This is a genomic window from Cryptosporangium japonicum (genome assembly GCF_039524755.1).
GTDB classification, from domain to species: Bacteria; Actinomycetota; Actinomycetes; order Mycobacteriales; family Cryptosporangiaceae; genus Cryptosporangium; species Cryptosporangium japonicum.
In genome coordinates, this window is record NZ_BAAAGX010000016.1 from 250757 (window position 1) to 271026 (window position 20270).

At 73.7% G+C, this 20270-nt stretch carries 22 protein-coding genes and 1 pseudogene; 12 read left to right on the plus strand and 11 right to left on the minus strand.

Going from position 1 to position 20270, the window contains the following annotated elements; all coding sequences use genetic code 11:
• Position 1: 1 nt before the first annotated feature.
• Together ABD437_RS20790 and ABD437_RS20795 are read right to left on the minus strand one after the other, a co-directional pair.
• Positions 2-2464, minus strand: coding sequence for an AAA family ATPase (locus ABD437_RS20790; protein ID WP_344650549.1), 2463 nt, complete (start codon positions 2462-2464; stop codon positions 2-4).
• Entirely contained in the window at positions 2461-3126 is a 666-nt protein-coding gene (locus tag ABD437_RS20795) for a hypothetical protein (protein WP_344650550.1), read from the minus strand. Before ABD437_RS20795 ends, ABD437_RS20790 begins: the two co-directional genes overlap by 4 nt.
• A gap of 152 nt (positions 3127-3278) precedes the next feature.
• On the opposite strand from ABD437_RS20795, the gene ABD437_RS20800 reads away from it, so the two are divergent.
• Both ABD437_RS20800 and ABD437_RS20805 read left to right on the plus strand, forming a co-directional pair.
• Positions 3279-4595, plus strand: a complete 1317-nt coding sequence (locus ABD437_RS20800) for a serine hydrolase domain-containing protein (protein ID WP_344650551.1) — start codon at positions 3279-3281, stop codon at positions 4593-4595.
• A 12-nt stretch (positions 4596-4607) separates the two neighbouring features.
• The gene (locus ABD437_RS20805) at positions 4608-5321 is read left to right on the plus strand and encodes a MerR family transcriptional regulator (RefSeq protein WP_344650552.1); all 714 of its coding nucleotides are present in this window, start codon (positions 4608-4610) and stop codon (positions 5319-5321) included.
• 37 nt (positions 5322-5358) lie between these two features.
• On the opposite strand, the gene ABD437_RS20810 is transcribed toward ABD437_RS20805, so the two are convergent.
• From ABD437_RS20810 to ABD437_RS20820, 3 genes are read right to left on the minus strand one after another with little or no spacing between them, the layout of a single operon-like run.
• Positions 5359-5922, minus strand: coding sequence for a TetR/AcrR family transcriptional regulator (locus tag ABD437_RS20810; protein ID WP_344650553.1), 564 nt, complete (start codon positions 5920-5922; stop codon positions 5359-5361).
• Entirely contained in the window at positions 5919-6488 is a 570-nt protein-coding gene (locus ABD437_RS20815; RefSeq protein WP_344650554.1) for a sugar O-acetyltransferase, read from the minus strand. The genes ABD437_RS20810 and ABD437_RS20815 overlap by 4 nt, the downstream gene beginning before the upstream one ends.
• A gap of 20 nt (positions 6489-6508) precedes the next feature.
• Positions 6509-7483 carry a hypothetical protein gene (locus tag ABD437_RS20820; protein WP_344650555.1) on the minus strand — a complete coding sequence of 325 codons (975 nt, stop codon included), beginning with the start codon at positions 7481-7483 and terminating at the stop codon, positions 6509-6511.
• A 51-nt stretch (positions 7484-7534) separates the two neighbouring features.
• Here ABD437_RS20820 and ABD437_RS20825 point away from each other — a divergent pair, with 51 nt between their 5' ends.
• The 6 genes from ABD437_RS20825 to ABD437_RS20850 all read left to right on the plus strand — a co-directional run bounded on the left by ABD437_RS20825 (position 7535) and on the right by ABD437_RS20850 (position 12267).
• A complete protein-coding gene (locus ABD437_RS20825; RefSeq protein ID WP_344650556.1) occupies positions 7535-8101 on the plus strand; it encodes a hypothetical protein in 567 nt (188 codons plus the stop codon).
• A gap of 98 nt (positions 8102-8199) precedes the next feature.
• On the plus strand, positions 8200-8754 hold the full coding sequence (locus ABD437_RS20830) for a copper chaperone PCu(A)C (RefSeq protein ID WP_344650557.1): 555 nt from the start codon (positions 8200-8202) through the stop codon (positions 8752-8754).
• Positions 8751-9917, plus strand: a complete 1167-nt coding sequence (locus tag ABD437_RS20835; protein ID WP_344650558.1) for a Dyp-type peroxidase — start codon at positions 8751-8753, stop codon at positions 9915-9917. The genes ABD437_RS20830 and ABD437_RS20835 overlap by 4 nt, the downstream gene beginning before the upstream one ends.
• The gene (locus ABD437_RS20840) at positions 9914-10498 is read left to right on the plus strand and encodes a copper resistance CopC family protein (RefSeq protein ID WP_344650559.1); all 585 of its coding nucleotides are present in this window, start codon (positions 9914-9916) and stop codon (positions 10496-10498) included. Before ABD437_RS20835 ends, ABD437_RS20840 begins: the two co-directional genes overlap by 4 nt.
• Positions 10499-10553: 55 nt before the next feature.
• Positions 10554-11876, plus strand: coding sequence for a PP2C family protein-serine/threonine phosphatase (locus ABD437_RS20845; protein WP_344650560.1), 1323 nt, complete (start codon positions 10554-10556; stop codon positions 11874-11876).
• Positions 11866-12267 (plus strand): response regulator, encoded by a 402-nt coding sequence (locus ABD437_RS20850; protein ID WP_344650561.1) that lies wholly within the window; start codon positions 11866-11868, stop codon positions 12265-12267. Before ABD437_RS20845 ends, ABD437_RS20850 begins: the two co-directional genes overlap by 11 nt.
• On the opposite strand, the gene ABD437_RS20855 is transcribed toward ABD437_RS20850, so the two are convergent.
• The 4 genes from ABD437_RS20855 to ABD437_RS20870 form a co-directional block, all read right to left on the minus strand.
• Complete coding sequence (locus ABD437_RS20855; protein ID WP_344650562.1) at positions 12236-14476, minus strand: ATP-binding protein; 2241 nt, start codon at positions 14474-14476, stop codon at positions 12236-12238. The two genes, ABD437_RS20850 and ABD437_RS20855, sit on opposite strands and share 32 nt — an antisense overlap.
• 25 nt (positions 14477-14501) lie before the next feature.
• Positions 14502-14630 carry a hypothetical protein gene (locus ABD437_RS20860; RefSeq protein ID WP_344650563.1) on the minus strand — a complete coding sequence of 43 codons (129 nt, stop codon included), beginning with the start codon at positions 14628-14630 and terminating at the stop codon, positions 14502-14504.
• A complete protein-coding gene (gene kdgD / locus ABD437_RS20865) occupies positions 14630-15535 on the minus strand; it encodes a 5-dehydro-4-deoxyglucarate dehydratase (RefSeq protein WP_344650767.1) in 906 nt (301 codons plus the stop codon). The genes ABD437_RS20860 and kdgD overlap by 1 nt, the downstream gene beginning before the upstream one ends.
• A 70-nt stretch (positions 15536-15605) precedes the next feature.
• Entirely contained in the window at positions 15606-16490 is an 885-nt protein-coding gene (locus tag ABD437_RS20870) for a LysR substrate-binding domain-containing protein (RefSeq protein ID WP_344650564.1), read from the minus strand.
• Between the two features lie 224 nt (positions 16491-16714).
• Between ABD437_RS20870 and ABD437_RS20875 the strand changes: the two genes are divergently transcribed.
• The 4 genes and pseudogenes from ABD437_RS20875 to ABD437_RS20890 all read left to right on the plus strand — a co-directional run bounded on the left by ABD437_RS20875 (position 16715) and on the right by ABD437_RS20890 (position 19298).
• Positions 16715-17875, plus strand: a complete 1161-nt coding sequence (locus ABD437_RS20875; RefSeq protein ID WP_344650768.1) for an MFS transporter — start codon at positions 16715-16717, stop codon at positions 17873-17875.
• Positions 17868-18170 (plus strand): hypothetical protein, encoded by a 303-nt coding sequence (locus ABD437_RS20880; RefSeq protein WP_344650565.1) that lies wholly within the window; start codon positions 17868-17870, stop codon positions 18168-18170. Before ABD437_RS20875 ends, ABD437_RS20880 begins: the two co-directional genes overlap by 8 nt.
• 768 nt (positions 18171-18938) lie before the next feature.
• Positions 18939-19100 (plus strand): annotated as a pseudogene (locus tag ABD437_RS43055) (cytochrome c oxidase assembly protein); the annotation flags it as partial.
• Positions 19101-19148: 48 nt separating this feature from the next.
• Entirely contained in the window at positions 19149-19298 is a 150-nt protein-coding gene (locus tag ABD437_RS20890) for a cytochrome c oxidase assembly protein (protein ID WP_344650769.1), read from the plus strand.
• A gap of 99 nt (positions 19299-19397) precedes the next feature.
• Here the strand turns inward: ABD437_RS20890 and ABD437_RS20895 are convergent, their stop codons facing one another.
• Both ABD437_RS20895 and ABD437_RS20900 read right to left on the minus strand, forming a co-directional pair.
• Complete coding sequence (locus ABD437_RS20895; protein WP_344650567.1) at positions 19398-19658, minus strand: superoxide dismutase; 261 nt, start codon at positions 19656-19658, stop codon at positions 19398-19400.
• Positions 19655-20269 carry a superoxide dismutase gene (locus ABD437_RS20900; RefSeq protein WP_344650568.1) on the minus strand — a complete coding sequence of 205 codons (615 nt, stop codon included), beginning with the start codon at positions 20267-20269 and terminating at the stop codon, positions 19655-19657. Before ABD437_RS20900 ends, ABD437_RS20895 begins: the two co-directional genes overlap by 4 nt.
• Position 20270 lies beyond the last annotated feature (1 nt).

Below are 20270 nucleotides of genomic sequence, written 5' to 3' on the forward strand. Positions count from 1 at the left end.
ATCAGGTGTCCAGCCGGTCGGACCCCCCGAGGTCAGGGGTGCCGTTCGGGGTGGAGCCGTTGGGGGCGGAGCCGTTCGGAGTGGCGCCGTTGGGGCGGCGCCAGACGCTCGTGTCGCCGGGGAACGTGGCCGCCTCGACGAGGACGACCGGCTCGTTCCGCGCGTCCCGCGGCAGCGACGCGGTGAGCTTGCCGTGGCTGCGGTGGGCGTCCAGCGCGGCCCGGTGGTACTCCTCGAGCATCGAGGTGAACCCGTCGTCGGCGTAGATCGAGCCGTCGACGAGCGGGCCCGGCCGCCCCTCCAGCACCGCGACGACGTCCTCACCGGTGAGCGTCTTGTGCGTCTCCAGCGCGTGCGCCAGCGCCAGCACCTGCGCCCGGTTCTCGGCGAGGATCTCCGCGGTGCGGGCGAGCATCGTGGCGAGGCTGTCCTCGATGCGGTCGGCGAGCGCCTTGCGGGCGTTGAGCTCCTCACCCTTGCCGGGCCCACCGGGCGCGCCGGTGCCCAGCTGCATCGAGTACGCGTACGACGACACGGTGGAGCCCATGCCCCAGACGCCCTCCATGTTCGTCGCCACCGCGGTGGCCGACTCCAGGTCACCGGAGACCCCCGACGAGCTGTCGCCGTCGAAGAACATCCGCTCACCGGCCAGCGACGCGAGCGACACGTAGATGTCGGACTCGTAGTGGCTGCGCCACGTCGTGAACTGGTCCTCGGGCGGGATCGACGCGACCATGCCCAGGTACCCCGAGCCCTTCTCGATCGTCGCGATGTCGATCTCCATGTGGTGGCGCGTGCGGTACGCGACCACCGCGTGGCAGGCCTCGTGCACCGCCACCGCGTGCCGTTCGCGTTCGATGTACTCGACGTTCTCGGCCGGGCCGAGTTCCTTGAGCTGCTTGGCGCGGATGATGTCGCGCCAGGTGATCGTGTCGCGCTCGTCGCGGATCGCGGTGATCAGCGCCTCGTTGACCATGTCCTTGATCGTGGCGCCGGTGGCGTACGGCGTGATCGTGGCGAGCTTGTCGATCTGCTCGGCGTCCAGCTCGTGCTTCACCTTGTCGAGGTAACCCTGGTAGGTGCGCACCCGCCCGGCCTTGGTGGGGTAGCCGACCTTGTAGATGCGGTCGATGCGGCCCGGGCGCAGCAGCGCCTCGTCGAGCGCTTCGGGCAGGTTCGTCGCCATCATCACGAGGATGCGGTACTTCGGCGGCGGCTTCGGCCGCATGCCCAGTGCGCGGCGCACGTACCGGTTGACGAATCCGCGGGGCTTCTTGAGGCCGGACAGCTCGGTGAGCAGCGCCTCCAGCGTGCCCATGCCGGCGCCGCCCCCGCCCATGCCCCCCATGATGATCTTGTCCTTCGTCGGCGCCACGTCGTTGCGCATGGCCTGCCGGGTCAGCAGCAGCCGGGAGTCGTCGGACAGGTACGAGAAGCCGTGACACCCGTCGGCGAACGGTGCCGGTGACATCCCGCCGCGCGGGAACGCGCCGCCGCCCTGGGCCAGCGCGCCGCGGTTGCCGAGCGAGTCGGCCTCGTCCAGGAAGACGATGACCCCGCCGTAACGCAGCGCGAGTTTGCGCAGCTTGCGGAAGAGCGCCTTGACCTTGAGGATGCCGACGCCCATGAACATGTTGGTGAACGCGCCCGGGTCGACGAACACGTACGGCTTGCCGGTCTCGCCGGCCACCGCCTCGGCCATCAGCGTCTTCCCGGTGCCGGGCGGGCCCCAGAGCAGGATGCCGCCGGGCACGTACCCGCCCTTGGACTCGATCGCCTCCGGGTTCTCCAGGTAGACGATGTTCTCCTTGACGCGGTCGAGCACGTGGTCCTGGCCCCACACGTCGGTGAAGCGGGTCTTCACGTCGTCGGGGTAGTAGACCTCGACGCCGCCGCGGGAGAGGAACCAGAAGATCGCGACGAACTGCCCGACGGCGATGAACAGGATGAACACGACCTGCAGGAACATCGGCGCGGCCTGCCACAGCAACGCCGGGACCTGGAACAGCGCCAGCAGCGGCGTGGTGTCGAGCACCGCGGCGAGCACGACCGCCAGCAGCGTCAGGACCAGCAGCCACTTGAAGACACGGATCAGGCGGAAGCGCGTCCAGTCGGAGAAGAGCCGGTGCGACGTGCGCTCGAAGCCACCGAAGATGCCGTGCGTCCACAGCCGGTGGTACCCGGACGCGTGCTCACTGACCAGGTAGTGCAGCTGGCGCAGCACCTCGACGCCGGCCAGCACCAGGATCGTGATGCCGGTGCCGCTCTGCAGCTGCAGCCGGTTGGCGTCGGCGAACGGCAGCAGCGGGTTGTCGGCCATCGCCGCCCACACCAGCGCGAACCACACCAGCGTGAACAGCAGCAGGAACTTGACGCGGTCCCAGAAGGGCAGCTTCTTGCGGGTGGTGCGCACCTGCTCGCGCGGCCCGGTCTCCGGCGGCCGTAAGCCCTCCACTGTGGTCATGTGTCGCTCCTCACCGTGAAGGACGTCGCGATCGTGTCGAGCTCGTCGATCCGGTCGCGGTAACAGCTGGTCGAGCATCGGATGATCAGCAGGTAGAGCATGGTGCCGCCGTTGTCGACGAGCGCGGTCTGGTCGAACGTGTGCAGCACACCGTTGGCCAGCTCGTAGTCGAAGATCACCCGGACGCCGTGCAACCCGTCGCTGGGCGTCAGCACCTCGCTGTGCACCAGCTCGAAGCCGGTGAGCGGGAGCGAACCGGCCGCGGCCTCGCGCGCGGCCGGGGTGACCGGCAGGAACGCGTCACGCAACAGGTCGAGCGAGACCTTGCTCTGCTGTTGCTCGGTGAGCGGCGAGACGCGCGCGTAGACGATCGGGTCGTCGGTGAGCCCGACGGTGACCAGGTGGTCGGCGGCCGGGGTGTCGGCGGCGTCGTACGCGACCGACCACCACGACTGCTCACGCATCTCGGCGGCGACCGAGTCGGTGTTCGTGCCGCTCAGCGCGTCGTCGAGCGACTTCGTGGCGGTCTCGTGCCAGCCGTGCGGCACCTTGAAGTACGTCTTGTGGCCCGAGTTCTTCACGTACGTGAAGTCGGGAGCGCCGCAGCCGGCGACGAGAGCGAGGACGATGATTCCGACGATGTGGATCCTGCGTATGTGCATGGCGACTCCACCACCCGCTCGGCCCGGCGCAGCGCTGTCAGTATCTACCCAGACTGTTACACCGTCGTGACCTTCTGAAATTTTCGGTGCATGCGTAAACAAAAGAGTCGGGGGTTGACCTTGACCCAGGGGCAACCCCGGAGGCTCTGGCCATGCGCGAAACCATCTCGGCGTTCTGCGACGCCGATCAGGTCCCCGGTTACGTCCTCGGTGTCTACCAGGGAGGCACGACGACCACGCTCACCCACGGCGTCGCCAACGTGACGACCGGCGCCCCGATGACCGGCGACACCGGCTTCCTGTTCGGCTCGGTCACCAAGATCATGACCACGACGCTCGTGCTCCAGCAGGTCGAACGGGGCACCCTGCGGCTCGACGAGCCGGTCGCGGACCACCTGCCGGGACTCCCGCCCGGCATCCTGGTCCGGCACCTGCTCAACCACACCAGCGGCATCGACGCCGACCTGTTCTTCCCCGACGCCACCGGCCCGGGCGCCCTCGCGGAGTACGTCCGGAGGCTTCCCCGCGAATGCGGGACGCTCTTCGCGCCCGGCGAGCTCGTCAGCTACTCCAACGGCGGCATGATCGTCGCCGGGCGCCTGCTCGAAGTGGCGACCGGGCGCACCTACCCCGACCTGCTGGCCGACGCGATCTACCGACCGGCGGGCATGGCGACGGCGAGCACGTCGGCGGCGGAGGCGATCCTGCGCCCGACCGCGGTCGGGCACTTCCCCGGCGAGGACGGCATCCCGCGGCGTACCGGGATGTTCATGCTGCCCGACACCTGGGGGCCGGCCGGCGGCACCCCGATCGGCACCGTCGCCGACCTGCTGGCGTTCGGCCGGGCCCACCTCGACGACGGCGGGCCGCTGCTCTCGGCCGGATCCGCCGCGGCCATGCGCACGGTCTCGGCCGACCTCGGCACCCCGAACACGTCACCGATCGGCCTCGGCTGGCTGCTGGCGCGGCACGGCGACACGACCGTGCTCTCGATGACCGGCGCCTCCCCCGGCGGCGTCGCGGTGCTCGCCGTCGCCCCGTCCCTGGACCTCGTGTTCGTCGCGTACGGCAACGCCCCGCAGGCCCTCGCGCTCCACGAGGACCTGCTCCTCGGCCTGCTCCCGGAGACCGACCGGCTCACCGTGTCCGAACACCCGCACGACCTCACCCCGTACGCCGGCACCTACCGCTCGAACCAGCTGCGTGTCGACGTCCGCGTCGTCGGCGGCGCACTGGAGGAGACCGTCACCTACGAGCCCGCGGACGCGTCGCAGGAGCGCATCTTCACCGGCTTCGCCGGCGGCCGGTTCCCGTTCCCGCCGATGCGGTACGTGCCGGTGGGGCCCGGGCTGTTCGCCCCCGAAGGGCTGCCGCTGGACCGCCCGCTCGGCTACACGCGCCAACTGCTGGTGTCCTACCACGGCGAGCACCGCAACGCGGGCGGCCGGCTGAGCCGCCGGGTGCACTGAGAGGCTTCCCCCATGGACCTGCTGACGATCGGCCAGCTCGCGGACTACGCGGGGGTCACGATCAAGGCCGTGCGTCACTACCACGCGCGCGGCCTGCTGCCGGAGCCCGGACGCGACGCGTCCGGCTACCGCCGGTACGGCGCCGCCCACGCGATCGCGCTGGTCAAGATCAAGACCCTTGCCGACGCCGGCGTGCCGCTCGCCCGGGTCGAGGAACTGCTCGCGGCCGACGCCGGGCAGCTGCGTGCCGCGGTGGCCGAGATCGACCGGTCGCTCGAGGCACGCATCGCCCAGCTCCAGCGGGCCCGGACGCAGATCGCGCGGCTGGAGAGCGGCGACCGGCTGTTCGTGCCGGCCCGGTGCGACGAGTACCTGCGGCGCCTGCGCGCGCTCGGGATCAGCGAGCGGTCGGTGACCTCCGAGCGGGACGTGTGGATCCTGCTGCGCGCGGTGTCGCCGGAGACCGCCGACCGGTGGGTGGACGAGAAGACCGCGCTGCTCGACGACCCCGGGTTCAGCGCGCTCTACCGGGAGTACGACGCGGCGTTCGGCTGGGACGCCGACGACCCGCGGTTGCCGGGCCTGGCCGCGCGGACCCGGGCCTGGCTGGCGGAACGACCGGCCGAGGACCCGGGCGACGCGGACCTCTCGATCGCGGCGCTGGCCGCGAACTCGGTGGCCGAGGAGTCCCCGGCCTGGCGGCGGCTCGCGTCGTTGCTGGAGTGAGCGGGTGCGTCTGGGCTTGTTATTTTGGGCCGGGTGGTCAGCGGGCGTAGCGCTCGACGGCGTGGCGGATCTGCGCCGGGGTCATCGGGTCGGTGGAGAGCGCGCTGTGCAGCACCAGTCCCTCGATGAGGGCGTCGAGCTCGCGCGCCGTGGTGGGGTCGAAGTGCCGTTCGAGCGCGTCGCGGCTGCGCTGCATCCAGGCCTGGGTGACCGCGCGCAGGGCCGGGTTGCGTGCGGCGGCGACGTAGAGCTCGACGGTGAGCACGAGGTCCGTTGAGGAGCCGAGCAGGTCGTCGCGGACCAGCGTGATCACGGCCTCGATCGCGGAGGCCCGGTCGGTGGCGGCCGAGAGGCGCTCGTCGAACACGGCCGCGACGGTGCCGGCGTGCCGGGTGAACGCCTCGGTGAGCACCTCGTCGAGCGAGGTGAAGTGGTAGGTCATCGATCCGAGCGGCACGTCGGCGACGCGCGCGATCTCCCGGTGCGTGGTGGCGGCGACGCCTTTCTCGGCCAGCACCACCAGGGCGGCGTCGATCAGCCGGTCGCGCCGCCCCGGGTCGTGCCGGCGCACCCGCCGCGGGGTGGGGACGCGTTCGGTCATCCGAGGGTCCGCACCACGCGGGCCGGGTTGCCGACCGCGACTACGTCCGCGGGCAGGTCGCGGGTGACGACCGCGCCGGCGCCGACGACCGTGTTGGCGCCGATCGTGACGCCGGGCAGCACGATCACCCCTCCCCCGAGCCACACGTTGTCGCCGATCGTGATCGGTTTCGCGGCCTCCCACTTGTCCCGGCGCGGTCCGGGCTCGACCGGGTGGGTCGGGGTCAGCAGTTGCACGTTCGGACCGATCTGCACGTCGTCGCCGATCGTGATCGGTGCGACGTCGAGGGCGACCAGGCCGAAGTTCGCGAACGTGCGCGCGCCGACACGCAGGTGGCGACCGTAGTCGACGCGCAGCGGCGGCCGGATCTCGGTGCCCTCCCCGACCGCGCCCAGCAGCGACGTAAGCAGCCGGCGCCGCTCGTCGGGCCGGCGCGCCGAGGTGGCGTTGTAGGCGTCCATCAGCTCCAGCGCGCGCAGGCTCTCCTCGGCCAGCTCCGGGTCGTCGGCGAGGTAGAGGTCACCGGCCAGCATGCGCTCGCGCATCGAGCGACCATCGTTCTCCATGTGTACGATCGTACATACCGTCACGGGGCCACCAGGCGCAACAGCGCCGGCGAGCGCTCCGGCCCGTACTTGTCGGCGAACAGCGCGGCCGCGCGGTCACGCGTGTCCGGCCCGGCGTCGGCGAGCACGTACGGCACCGCTCCGTCGGCGACGATCGACAGCTCGTGCCCGATGCGCAGCGCCCCGGCGTCGACCCACGTCTCGCCGTCGAGCACCACGTACTCGAGCTCGAGGGGCGCGGTCGGCCCCGGCGTCCGCACCGCGAGCCGGTAGTGCTCGTCGATCCCGCGGAGCCCGGCGCCGTTCCAGCGGTTGTCGAACGCCTCCAGCGCGAGCGCGCCGAGGTCCCCGTGCACCCGCACCTCACGCTGGTAGTTCTCGCTCACCCGGCGGTTGCGGAACAGCCCGTAGGAGAGCCAGTCGTCGACCCGGTACACCGCGTGCGCCGGGCCCACCGAGCTGATCCGCACCTCGAACAGCGCGGCGTGCCGCGGCGGCAGGTCACGCCGGATCTCGTCGAGCCGCTCGATGTTCTCGCGCATCAGCGCGACCGCGTCGGTCGGCGCGACCTGGTTCGCCCGCCGGGCGGCGTCCGGGCACGACGGGTCGGTGAGCATGATCCGGAACCGCACGCCCCGGTCGAGCGCGACGCGCACCGCGTCGGCGAACGAGGCCGCGTGCGCCGGCTCGAGCAACCCGGTCCAGTACTTCCAGATCTCGACGTGGTCGCGCGCCCGGCCCACGCTGCGGACGACCTCGCGGTAGTCGAGCCGGTTGCGCCACCGCACCGCGTTGCGGTTGAGCGTGAGCACCAGCGGCTGCAGCACGAGCACGGCGAGCACCAGGTCGATGAGGTTCGAGCCGAGGTTGATCCGCAGCTCGGTCGCGAAACCGTCCACGTGTCTGACCGGGTACAGCACGGCGGACCCGGCCAGGAGCAGCGCCGCTCCGATGGCCACGTACAGAGTGGACAGCCGCCGCCCCGGTAACCGCATCGCCCCATGGTGCATCAACCCGGCCAGGCCCGGTCTGGCACAATGCGCGGCATGACGGTGCCGGGGATCCTGCGCGAAGCGCGCGCCCTGGTCTTCGTGCTCGTCTGCCTGAGCCTGTCCGCCACGCTGCACACCTGGGCCCACGGGGATCTTCCCCCGCTGATCGCCCTGGTCGCCGGGGCCGGGCTGGTCGTGCCGCTCGCGATCGTGCTCACCGGCCGGCAGCGCGGCCTGCCGCTCATCGCCGGCGCGCTCGCGGTCACGCAGGCCGCGCTGCACGCGCTGTTCACGCTGGTCCCGGCCGGTGCCGGGCACACGATGGCGATGCCGGCCCCCGGTGCGATGCTCACCGCACACGTCGTCGCCGGTGGGCTCACCGCGCTCTGGCTGCACGCCGGCGAGGTCGCGCTCTGGCGGCTGGTGCGCCGGCTCGCCCACCGTCTGCCCCGGCTGGGGCTGCTGTTCGCGCTGGCGGCCCGGCGGCTGTCGGCACCGGCTCCGCGTCGCTGCACCCGGGCGCGCCTGGCCGACCTCGCACCCGCGCTGCCCGAGCCCACGTGGCTACGCAGCGTCGTCCGGCGAGGGCCTCCCCCGGCCCTCGCCGTGACCGCCCGCTGACCTGATCCCGCCGGCCCGTGCCGGCGGTCGGGGCTCGTCCGGGTGGATCACGGCTGTGCGCCCGTGTTCCGTTCCACCCGCCCAGAGAGGGCACACCCATGTCTTTGCGCACCCGTCGTGCGTCCGTCCTGCCCGCGCTCGGCCTGACGCTGGCCCTGCTGGCCACCGGCTGCAGCGGCGATTCCACCGCCACCACGGCGTCGGCCGGGAAGCCCGCGGCCCCGGCGTCGTCGGCGGCGCCCGCGGCCGCGATCACGATCACCGACCCGTGGATCAAGGCCGCCGACCAGGGCATGACCGCCGCGTTCGGCACCCTGGTCAACACCACCGACGAGCCGCTCACGATCGTCGGCGCGTCCTCGGACGTCTCGGCGATGGAGCTGCACGAGATGACGATGAAGGACGGCGCGATGATCATGCGGCCCAAGGAGGGCGGCTTCGTGCTGCCGGCCAAGGGCACGCACGAGCTCTCGCCGGGCGGCGACCACCTGATGTTCATGGACCTGACGTCGCCGGTGCGTGCCGGTGACGAGGTCGCGTTCACGCTGACGCTCGCCGACGGCAGCACGGTGCCGTTCACCGCGGTCGCGAAGCCGTACTCGGGGGCCGAGGAGAGCTACGCCCCCGACGGCGGCATGGACATGCACGAATGAGTCCTCGCCGCCCCACGGTGAGCAGGCGGGGCCTGCTCACCGGCGGTGCGGCGGGGGNCCCCCCCTCCGCCACCGCCGTCACTGCGTCCTCCCCCGCCGACCGGCCCGCCGCGCGCCCCGAACCGGCCGACTTCGGCCGCCAGACCGTGCCGTTCCACGGCCCGCGGCAGGCCGGCATCGACACACCCCCGCAGGCGTTCGCGTCGTTCCTCGGGTTCACGCTCGCGCCCGGCACCGACCGGGACGCGCTCGGCCGGCTGCTGCGGCTGCTCACCGACGACGCGGCCCGGCTGACCCAGGGCCGGCCGGCGCTCGGCGACACCGAGGCCGACCTGGCGGCGATCCCGGCGCGGCTCACGGTCACGGTCGGGTTCGGGCCCGGTCTCTACGCGGCCGCCGGTCTCGCGCCCGCGGTCACCGCGCTGCCGGCGTTCCCGATCGACCGGCTCGAACCACGCTGGACCGGCGGTGACCTGCTCCTGCAGGTCTGCGCCGACGACCCGACGACGGTCGCCCACGCCCAGCGCATGCTCATCAAGGACACCCGGCCGTTCGCCGCCGTCCGCTGGGTGCAGCGCGGCTTCCGGCGCGGCCGCGGCGTCGAGGCCGACGGCGCGACCCACCGCAACCTGATGGGTCAGCTCGACGGCACGGTCAACCCGAAGCCCGACGACCCGGCGGTCTGGAGCGGCGACACCACGACGATGGTGCTCCGCCGGATCCGGATGGAGATCGAGACCTGGGACAAGCTGTCGCGCACCGACAAGGAGCTGGTCACCGGGCGCCGGCTCGACTCGGGTGCGCCGCTGACCGGCACCGAGGAGCACGACGAACCCGACTTCAGCGCGGTCGGGGAGTCCGGGCTGCCGGTGATGCCGGACTTCTCGCACGTCACCCGCGCGCACGTCAGCGATGAACGGATGCGCATCCTGCGACGTCCCTACAGTTACGACGGCGAGCCGGACGCCGCCGGAGTTCCGGACAGCGGGTTGATCTTCGCGTCGTTCCAAGCCGACGTCGCGACGCAGTTCCTCCCGATCCAGCAGCGCCTCGCCGAACAGGACCTGATGAACCAATGGATCACTCCGATCGGATCGGCCGTCTTCGCGATTCCGCCCGGCTGCGCGGACGGGGGGTGGATCGGCGAGCGTCTGCTCGCGTGAACCCTCGCCGCCGGCCGCCGGTGCGTGCGGCGCTGGTGCTCCTCGTGGGGGTGCTGGCGCTGCTGGTCGCGCCGCCGGCCCGGGCCCACTCGGACCTGGAGGGCAGCTCCCCGAAGGCCGGCAGCACGGTGACGAGCGCGCCGGAGGCCGTCACGCTGACGTTCGGCGAGGTGATCCGCGGGAACTTCAGCACGGTCGTGGTCACCGGGCCGGACGGCGTCGCGTACAGCGACGGGAAGCCCGACGCGGTCGACACGACGCTGACCCAACCGGTGAAACCGCTGGTCACGGGCGAGTACACGGTGGCGTGGCGGATCGTCTCGGCCGACGGGCACCCCAAGCAGGGCGTGTTCCGCTTCACCGCGGACGTGCCCGCGGCGCCGTCGCCGAGCGCGCCCCCCAGCGCGGCGCCCACCAGTGGGCCCGCCGTCGCGCAGGTGCCGTCGGCGAGCCCGGCCGCGGCCGAGCGGAGCACCGACGGGGGCGGGACGTCCTGGCTGCCGTGGGCGGTCTCCGGCGTCGTCGCGGTGCTCGCGCTGGCCGGTGCGGCCGTGCTGGCCCGGAGCCGCCGCGCGTCGTGATCCGGGCGCGCGCCCGGTCGGTGGGCGGTCGCGGACCGGGCGTTACGCTCTCCGGGTGTCCGAGGATCTGCGCGCCCGCCTGCGGCGGGCGGAGGACGAGCTCCGGTCACAGGTCGACGCCCAGGCCCGGCTGGCGTTCCTCGCCGCGATCTCGCTCGAGCTGGATTCCAGCCACGAGGTCGACGAGACGTTCCTGCGCGTCTCACGCATGATGGTGCCCGCGGTGGCCGACGCCTGCCTGGTCTACCTGCGCGACGACGGCGGACCGCGGCTGGTGGCCGCCGCCCACCTCGACGTGGCCCAGGAGCGGGCGTTGCGCGCGCACGTGCCGGGCTGCCCGACGCTCGTCGAGCGGGTCGACGAGGTGCTGCGCTCGGGCACGCCGATCGAGTCCGGCGTCGAGTGCGTGTGCGCCGACGGGCTGCCCGCGCGCTACGCGGACGGCGTGCTCGTGCCGCTGCGGGCGCGTGGCCGGGTCTTCGGCGGGCTGTGGCTGGCCCGTGACCGCCTCGGCGCCGACAGCCGCATGCTCGACGTCGGGTTCGTGGACGACCTGGGGCGCCGGGTCGCGCTCGCGGTGGACAACGCGCTGCTGCACCGCCAGCGCCGCGACAACGTCATCGCGCTGCAGCGGCGGCTGCTGCCCCCCACCCTCCCCCGCACGCCGCAGTTCGAGTTCGCCGCCGCGTACGAGGTCGCCGACGTCTCGCTCGACGTCGGCGGCGACTTCTACGACGTGGTCCGGCAGCCGGGCGGGGCGTTCGCGCTCGTCGTCGGCGACGTGTGCGGGCGGGGCGCGAGCGCGGCCGGTCTCAACGGCCTCTCCCGGCACACGCTGCGGCTGCTGCTGGAAGAGGGCTGGTCGCCCGCGGACGCGCTGGCCCGCCTCAACCGCTCGATCCGCGACGAGGGCAACCTGGCCCAGTTCTGCACCGTGCTGGTGGTCTCGCTGACCCCGGTGGACGGCGGCGCCACCGGCACCGTGACCAGCGCCGGGCATCCGCTGCCGTACCGGATCGAGGCCGGCGGCACCGTGACCGAGTGCGGCCGCAACGGCCAGCTGCTCGGCGTGTTCCCGCAGCTGCGGACCGAGGACGTGCCGATCCGGCTCGGCGTCGGCGACACGCTGTTCCTGTACACCGACGGGGTGACCGAGGCCAGGGGCCCGGCGGGGCTGTTCGAGGACCGGCTGGCCGCCGAGCTGGCCGCCGCCCCGGGGTCGAGCGCCGCCGAGACGGTGGAGCGGGTGCGTGCCGCGGTCACCGCGTACCGACGCTCGGCGGCCGACGACGTCGCCATCCTCGCGGCCCGGTTGCGGGCCCCGGACGCCGAGGGCATGCTGACGCGGGACGAGGGGGTCGGGGCTCGTGGTGAATGACGTCGTGCTCCTGGTCGAGGACTCCGACGAGGACGTCGAAGCGGTCCGCCGGGCGCTGCGGGTCACGCACCCGGCCGTGCGGGTCGAGCACGTGTCCAGCGGCGGGGAGCTGGTGCCGTGGCTGAGCGCCTCCGGGCGCCCGGCGCTGGTGCTGCTCGACCTGAACATGCCGGGCCTGGACGGGCAGGCCGCGCTGCAGGCGGCGCGCGAGCGCGCGGAGTTCGCCGAGATCCCGATCGTCGTGTTCACCTCGTCGACGCGCTCGGGTGACGTCGACCGGGCGTTCGAGGCCGGGGCCAGCGGTTATCTCGTCAAGCCGCTGAGTTTCCAGCTGCTCCAGCAGAGCCTCGCGCGGACCGTCACGTACTGGCTGACGAAGGCGGAAGCGTGAACCAGAACGTGCTGCCACGGCCCGGCCGCGAGTCGACGCGGATCTGACCGCCGTGCCGCTCGACGATGCGGCGCGCGACCGCGAGGCCCACACCGGCACCCTCGTAGGGGCCGCCGCGGGCGTGCAGGCGGCGGAAGATCTTGAAGATCTCGCCGTGGAAGAGCGGGTCGATGCCGATGCCGTTGTCGCGGACGTAGTAGGCGCCGTTCTCGGCCCCGATCTCGATCCGGTCGCCGCCGTACTTGATCGCGTTGGACAGCAGGTTCACCAGCACGTCGAGGACGAGGACGGGGTCGCCACCGGCCGGCGGCAGCGGCCGGGGGCGCACGATCCGGACCGGCGTCCCGGCCAGGCGGGCGGCGAGCGTCTCGAGCGCGTCGTCGACGACGCGCTCCATGTCGACGCGCTGGGCGGTGACCGCGGCCGAACCGAGCTGGGCGAAGTCGAGCAGGCCGTTGAGCAGGTCGTTCATCCGCCCGGCGAGGCGCTGGATGGTGGTCAGGCGTCGGCGTGACTCGTCGTCGAGGCGCTCGTCGGCGTCCTCGAGCACGAACGTCGCGTAGTTGGCGATGCCGCGCAGCGGTTCCTTGAGGTCGTGCGAGACCGCGTGGCTGAACGCGTCCAGGTCGGCGTTGCGGGCCGAGAGCTCGGCGTTGAGCTCGGCCAGGTGCGCGGCGTGACGCAGCTGGACGGCGGCGATCGAACGCCAGAGCTCGGCGGCGAGGTCACGGTCGCCGGTCGTCCAGGCCAGGCTGGTGCCGCGGACGGTCTCCCGCCAGACCGCGGACGACCCGCGCGGGCTCAGCCGCCGGCCACCGCGCCCGGTGACGACCGGGCGCTGCGGGTCGACCGCCCAGCGCCGGTCCACCGGCTGTTCCCGCCGGAACCAGGCGAGGTAGTCCCCGGCGTCGGTCAGCGGGACGACCAGCGCGCCGGCGACGGCGTCGTCCCCGGCGGCGTCCCCGGCGGCGGGCACGGCGGCGGGCACGGCCTCGCGCAGGCAGTCGGTGGACCAGACCCGCCCGGTGTCGCGGCCCGCGGCGGACAGGACCGCGTCGAGCGCGGCGGGCACCAGACCCGCGGACTCGGTCCGGTCGCCCACCCGGATCAGGCAGCCGTCGGCGTCGATCAGGTCGGCCATCGACACCGGGCCGTGCACGACCGCGCCGGGGAACGCCTCGACGTCGGTGTTGACCAGCGTGTTCAGTTCGCCCCGGCGGCCGGCCAGCGCGGTCGCCGCCTCCCGTTCGTCGACGACCGCGAGCTGCAGCGACAGCGCCGCGCCGAGCAGCTCGCAGGCCGCGCGGACCTCCGGATCGAGCCAGCGGGGCCGGCTGTCGTGACAGGCCAGCAGGCCCCACAGGCGTCCGTCGACGATCAGCGAGACCGACATCGACGCGGCGACCTCGATGTTGCGCAGGTAGTCGAGGTGGTAGCCGGACACCGTGCGCAGCACCGAGCCGGACAGGTCGAGCGGCCGGTCGGTGCCCGGGAGCAGCGGCGGGTCGAGCGTCACGCTCTCGTCGTCGACGTCGCCGATCAGCCGGATCCAGTTCCGGACGTAGAGGCGGCGGGCCTGCGGCGGGACGTCGCTCGCCGGGAACCACAGCCCGAGCCAGGGTGTCCGATCGGCGCGGACGTCCTCGGCGATCACCTGGCCGGGGCCCTCACCGGCGAACCGGTACGCGACCACCCGCTCGTAACCGGTGAGCGCGCGGACCTCACGCACCGCCGCCGCGCACAGCTCGGTGGCGGTGCGGGCGCCGCGCAGCCGGGCCAGCGCGTCGCGCACCCCCGGGTACAGCGGGCCCGGGGGTGCCGCGGGCTCGAACTCCACCACGGCGAGGCCGTCGGAGCGGTGCAGGGTGGCGTCGAAGGTCGCGCCGGTCGTCGTCCGCACCCGCACCACGGCCGACGAATCGGCGGCCAGGCGCGCCAGCGCGTCGCGCAGCGGCCCCGCGTCGGCCAGCAGCGTCCCGAGCCGGTCACCGCGCCGCGCGCCGAGCACCTCGGCGGCGTTCCGGCTGGCCAGCTCGATCGTCAGGTCCGGTTCGCGGACGGCGAGCAGCGCGCCGTAGGGCTGGATGCCGCCGAGCAGGTGGATCGGCTCGGTGAGGCACTGCGCGAGGTCGAAGGGAGTGCCCGCCGCGTACTCCGCGGCGAGTTCCCGGGCCGAGAGCCCCGCCGGCTCCGGTTGTCCTGGCACCACCGGTTGTCCTGGCACCACCGGCACACTACGCGGTCAGGTGACGACGACCCGGCCGGTGGTCCGGGCGCGGCCGGGCGGTCAGCACCTTGGCGTCGCTGATCGCGGTCGGAAGCGTCACCGCGGAGAGCGTGACCTCGGCGATCCGGTCGCCCATCACACGACCGTGGCGACGAGGGCGGCGAGCGCGGCCTGCTCGTCCGGGGTCAGGTCGGTCAGGGGCGGGCGCACCCGCCCGCCGTTGCGGCCGACGACGTTCAGGCCGGCCTTGACGATCGACACCGCGTACCCGCGGTTGCGGTCGCGGATGTCGAGGTAGGGAATGACGAAGTCGTTGAGCATCCGGTACACCGCGGGGCGGTCCTGGGCGCGCACGGCGGCGAAGAACCGCAGCGCGAACCGCGGCGCGAAGTTGTACAGCGCCGAGGAGTAGGTGGTGACGCCGAGCTGCAGCAGCGGCAGCGCGAACGTCTCCGCGGTGGGCAGCCCGCCGATGTAGAGCAGCCGGTCGCCGACCCGGGCGTAGGTCCGGGTGAGCCGTTCGATGTCGCCGACGCCGTCCTTGAGCCCGATCAGGTTCGGGTTCTTCCCGGCCAGCTCGGCCACCGTCACGTCGTCGAAGACCGCGTTGCTGCGGCTGTAGACGATGACGCCGACCTCGACCGCCGCACAAACCGCGGTGACGTGCGCGGCGAGCCCGGCCTGCGTGCCCTCGGTGAGGTACGGGGGCAGCAACAGCAGGCCGGCCGCGCCCGCGTCCTGCGCGGCCCGGGCCTGCGCGACGGCCTGCGCCGTCCCACCGGTCGCCGGCGCGACGACCGGCACGCGTGCGCCGACCTCGTCCACCGCGGCGCGCACCACCGCGTCGATCTCGGCCGTGGTGAGCGAGAAGCCCTCACCGGTGCCGCCGCCGGCGAACAGGCCCGCGACCCCGAACTCCGCCTGCCAGGCCAGGTGCTCCCGGTAGCGCGGCTCGTCGAACGCGAGCCGGTCGTCGAAGTGGGTCACCGGGAACGAGAGCAGACCGGCGCCCAGGCGGGCGGCGAGCTCGGCGGGAGGCATCGTCACCCGATCACGGTAGGAAGCCGCGACGATTCGCGTCCAAGAGCGTTTCCGTATGGCGCGATGCTCGTCAGGCATCACCGCGCAGCACCGCGACGGCCCGGCGCAGCGCCGGGTTGCGCGACTCCCGCGGCCACAGCAGGTGCAGCTCGACCGGACGCGCGACCGGCGTGCTCAGCGGCACGAACTTCACCCCGGGGACGCCGAGCAGGGTGGCCGACTCCGGCACGAACGCGACGCCCCGCCCGGCCGCGACCAGCCACAGCATGGTCAGGATCTGGCTGACGCTGTGCACGACCCGTTCGTGGGCCAGCGGCACCATGCTCACGACCAGGTCGTAGAAGTAGCGTGCCTTCTGCGGCGAGTGGAGGACGAGCGGCTCGGCGCCCAGGTCGGCGGGGGTCGCGGCCCGGCCGAGCGTGGTCAGGCGGTGCCCGGACGGCACCGCGACCAGCAGCGCCTCCCGGTGCACTTCGCGCGAGGCGAACAGCTCGGAGTCGAACGGCGGCCGCGCCAGCCCCAGGTCGATGTCCCCGGCGGCGAGCGCGGCGAGCTGCTCGCGCGTCACCATCTCGAACAGGTCGACCCGTACCTCGGGCAGCCGCCGCTCCAGGTCGTCGAGCAGCCGGCCGAGGATCCCGAACGTGGACGCGGCGGTGAACCCGAGCCGCACCACGCCCCGGCTGCCCGAGGACACCCGCTGCGCCAGGTCGGGCGCCGACTCGACGAGCGCGAGGATGCGCCGGGCCTCGGCGAGGAACACCTCGCCGGCCGGCGTGAGCAGTACCCGCCGGTTGTCCCGGTCGAGCAGGCGGGCCCCGACCGCCACCTCCAGCTTCTGGATCTGGCGGCTCAGCGGCGGCTGGGTCATCCGGAGCCGGGCCGCGGCCCGTCCGAAGTGGAGCTCCTCGGCCACCGCCACGAAGCCACGCAGCTGCTCCAGGGTGTAGGTCATGCCGGACATCTCTACCATGCCGGGAGAGCATCACTCGACGCAGCAAGAGGTTTGGACGAGCATCACTGCGATGGTCGTGTTCGTCGCGGTGACCCGACCGGCTTCCTGACCCGCCCCGTCTCCGGGACGCCGCTCACCGTGTTCGTGCTCGTCGCGCCGGCCCCGGTGGCCCGCGCCCGGCTCCGGCGGCGTGATCGAATAGCGGGGTGAGCACCCCCCGGCAGATGTGGCCGCTGTACGCCGCCGGCTTCACGACGGCGTTCGGTGCGCACGGCATCGCGGCGAACCTCGGCGGGTTCTCCGACGACGCGGTCACGTCGCTGCTGATGCTCGGCGGGTTGCTGGCGCTCTACGACGGCGCCGAGGTGGTGCTCAAACCGGTGTTCGGCACGCTCGCCGACCGGATCGGCGCGCGGCCGGTGCTGCTGGGCGGGCTGGTCGCGTTCGCGCTCGCGTCCGCGGTGTACGTGGTGGCCGACAGCCAGGCCTGGCTGTGGGCGGCGCGGCTGGGTCAGGGCGCGGCGGCCTCGGCGTTCTCCCCCGCGGCGTCGGCGCTGGTGGCGCGGCTGAACCCGGCCGCGAAGCGCGGGCGGGCGTTCGGGTCGTACGGGTTCTACAAGTCGATCGGGTACACGCTCGGGCCGCTGCTCGGCGGCGTGCTGGTCTGGGCCGGTGGGCTGCGGCTGCTGTTCACCGTGCTCGCGGTGCTCGGCGCGGCCGTGGCGGGGTGGGCGCTGCTCGCGGTGCCGGTCGTACCGCCGCTGCCCAAGGCCCGGCAGACGCTCGTCGACCTGGGCCGACGACTGGCCGACCCGGGCTTCCTGCTCCCCACCGGCGCGCTGGCCGGAGCCACCGCGGCGCTCTCGGCCGGCGTCGGATTCCTGCCGGTGAGCGGACGGGCCGCCGGGCTGGGCACGATCGCCACCGGAGCGGCGGTGTCGCTGCTGGCCGCCTGCGCGGCGGTCGTGCAGCCGCGAACCGGGCGCCTGCTGGACGACGGGCGGGTGTCGGCCCGGTCGGGGCTGACCGCCGGGTTGGTGGTGACGGCGGCCGGCCTGGCCTGCGCGACGGTCCCCGGCCTGGCCGGAGTGCTGGCCGCCGCCGCGCTGATCGGGGCCGGCACCGGCGTCATCACGCCGCTCGCGTTCGCCGCGCTGGCCGCGAGCACGCCGGAGGAACGGCTGGGGCAGACGATGGGCAGCGCGGAGCTGGGCCGGGAACTCGGCGACGCCGGCGGCCCGCTGCTGGTGGCGGGCATCGCCGCGGCGCTGACCCTGACGTACGGGTTCGCCGCGCTCGCCCTCGTGCTCGCGCTGATCGCCGTGATCGTGCGACGCGGCCGCCCGTCCCATGGGTCCCCTGGGGAACCCGGGGCTGTTGCGTGAAGCGCCCGCCCTGATCGTCGTCCCCGTCGGCGTGGCCCTCTCGGTGGCGTTGCACGGCCGGGCCCACGGCCATCCGCCGACGCCGCTGGCGCTGCTGGCCGGCACCGGCCTGCTGGTCGGGCCGGCGTTGCCGCTGACCGGCGCGCAGCGCGGTGCGCCGGTGATCGTGGGTGCGCTCACGGCGGCCCGGGCCGGGCTGCACGTGGTGTTCTCGCTGGGTGTCCGGCGCACACCATGGCGGGCTCGCCCCGGCCGGGAACGATGCTCGCGGCGCACGTCGTCGCCGGTGCGCTGACCGCGCTGTGACTCGTCGCCGGTGAGGCCGCGGTCCGGCGTCTCGCCCGCTGGTTCGCGCGGCGCCTGGTGCGGTTCGCGCTGACTGCCCGGCGGCTGCCGGGGCCGGCACCGCGTCCGGTGCGGGTGGGTCGGGCCGCTCGCGGAGGCGCGGTGGACACGCAGCGTGGTGCGGAGGGGTCCGCCGCTCGCGCCGGTCGGCCGACCCGGCGCTCGGTGAGCGCGTTCCCTTTCCCCGGAACGCGCCGGAGGCGGTGGGACGTCCTGGTCCCGCGACCGCGATCGGGGCCGCCGAGACGGTCAGCTCCGCCACCGACGTCTCCCCGGGCCGCGCCCTCACCGTCCAGGCCGGGCTGGCCCTCGCGGTGGCGGTCGGAGGGCGGCTCGTGCTCTCCCGCACCGGCACCGCCTGGATCGCGGTGGCCGCGCTGGCCGGTCTCGTGCCGCCCGCGTTCACCGGCCACGCCGCCGGGGCGGGGAACCACGCGGTCGCGGTCGTCGGCGCGGCCCTCTGGACCGGCGGGCTCGTCGCGCTGCTGCTGATCCGGCGCACCGACGTGCTGGCCGACGCGGCCCGCGCCTGCTCCCGGATCGCGCTGTGGTGTTTCGTCGCGGTCGGACTGTCCGGCGTGCTCAACGCCGGGGCGCGCCGGGGCAGCCCCGACGCGCTGCTGCACTCGCGCTACGGCCTGCTCGTCGTCGGGGCGGTGCACCGGGCCCGCACGCTCCCCCGGCTCCCGGGGGGGGCGTTCCGGTGCCGATCCCGCTCGTGCTCGGCGCACCGGCGACGCTCGCGCTGCGTGCGCTGCGCCCGGGCGGCGGCCCCCGGCAGTGGCGGCTGGCGGTGCTGCGCTCGCGGGCGCTGCGGGTGCTCGGTCATCCCGTCGTCGCGACCGGGAGGTTCGTCGGCCGCCTCTACGGTCTGTCTTTCTCCGACCTGTTCGAGGCGGCCATGCGCTCCCACCAGGGACACCTGGTGATGCTCACGCACGCCGGGCTGCACCGTCCGCGGCTTCCGGATCTGCTGGCCGACCAGAACCTGGCCGCGGGCATCACCTGGGCGTCCGGTGAGCTGCCGTCGGCGGCGGTGCTCGCGGCGCCGTTCCGGCAGTGGGTCCGCGCCGACTAACGCGAACAGCACCGCGTCGACCGGGGCCGGCGGACCGGGAGCTCGCCGGGTACAACGCGGCGCTGCGGGCCCCGCACCGGGCCGACCGGCGGTGACGGTTCAGCGCGGGCCGGCGGCCAGCAGGATCGTGAGGTCCCGGACCACGTCGTCGCAGGACTGGTTCGAGGCGGTCGCGAGCAGCGCGACGGCCAGGTCGGCGAGGACGAAGAACCCACCGGCCTTGGCCGCGTCGTCGGGGAACGACGCCAGCAGCGTTTCCGCGCCGGCGTGGTCACCGCGCCGGTGGGCGGCGATCACCCCGGCGGCGCGCTGAGCCGCGTCGGTCGCCGCATCCACCGCGGCACCGGGGTCGGCGCTCACGCCGCCGACCCGGTCGCGGCCGCGTAGCGCGCCGCCACGTCGGCCCAGTTGATCAGCGACCAGAGTTTCTGCACGTAGTCCGGGCGCACGTTGCGGTACTGCAGGTAGTACGCATGCTCCCAGGCGTCGAACACCAGCAGTGGCGTGGTGTTGACGCCGACGTTGCCGTGGTGGTCGTAGACCTGGTGGATCAGCAGTTTGCCGCTGACCGGCTCGTGCGCGAGCACACCCCAGCCCGAGCCCTGCACGCTGGTGGTGGCGACGGTGAGCTGCTTCTGGAACGCGTCGAACGAGCCGAAGTGCTCGGCGATCGCGTCACCGAGCGCACCGTCGGGACGGTCGCCGCCGTCCGGGGTGAGGTTCGACCAGAACTGGGTGTGCAGCACGTGCCCGGAGAGGTTGAACGCGAGCGTCTTCTCCAGCCCGACCAGCCCGGTGGGGGTGAAGCCGTCCTTCTCGCGTACCTCCGCCAGCTGCTCCAGGGTGTCGTTGGCGCCCTTGACGTAGGCGGCGTGGTGCTTGGCGTGGTGCAGCTCGAGGATCTCGCCGGTGATCGCGGGCTCGAGCACCGCGTAGTCGTAGGGCAGGTCCGGCAGCGAGTACGTGGCCATG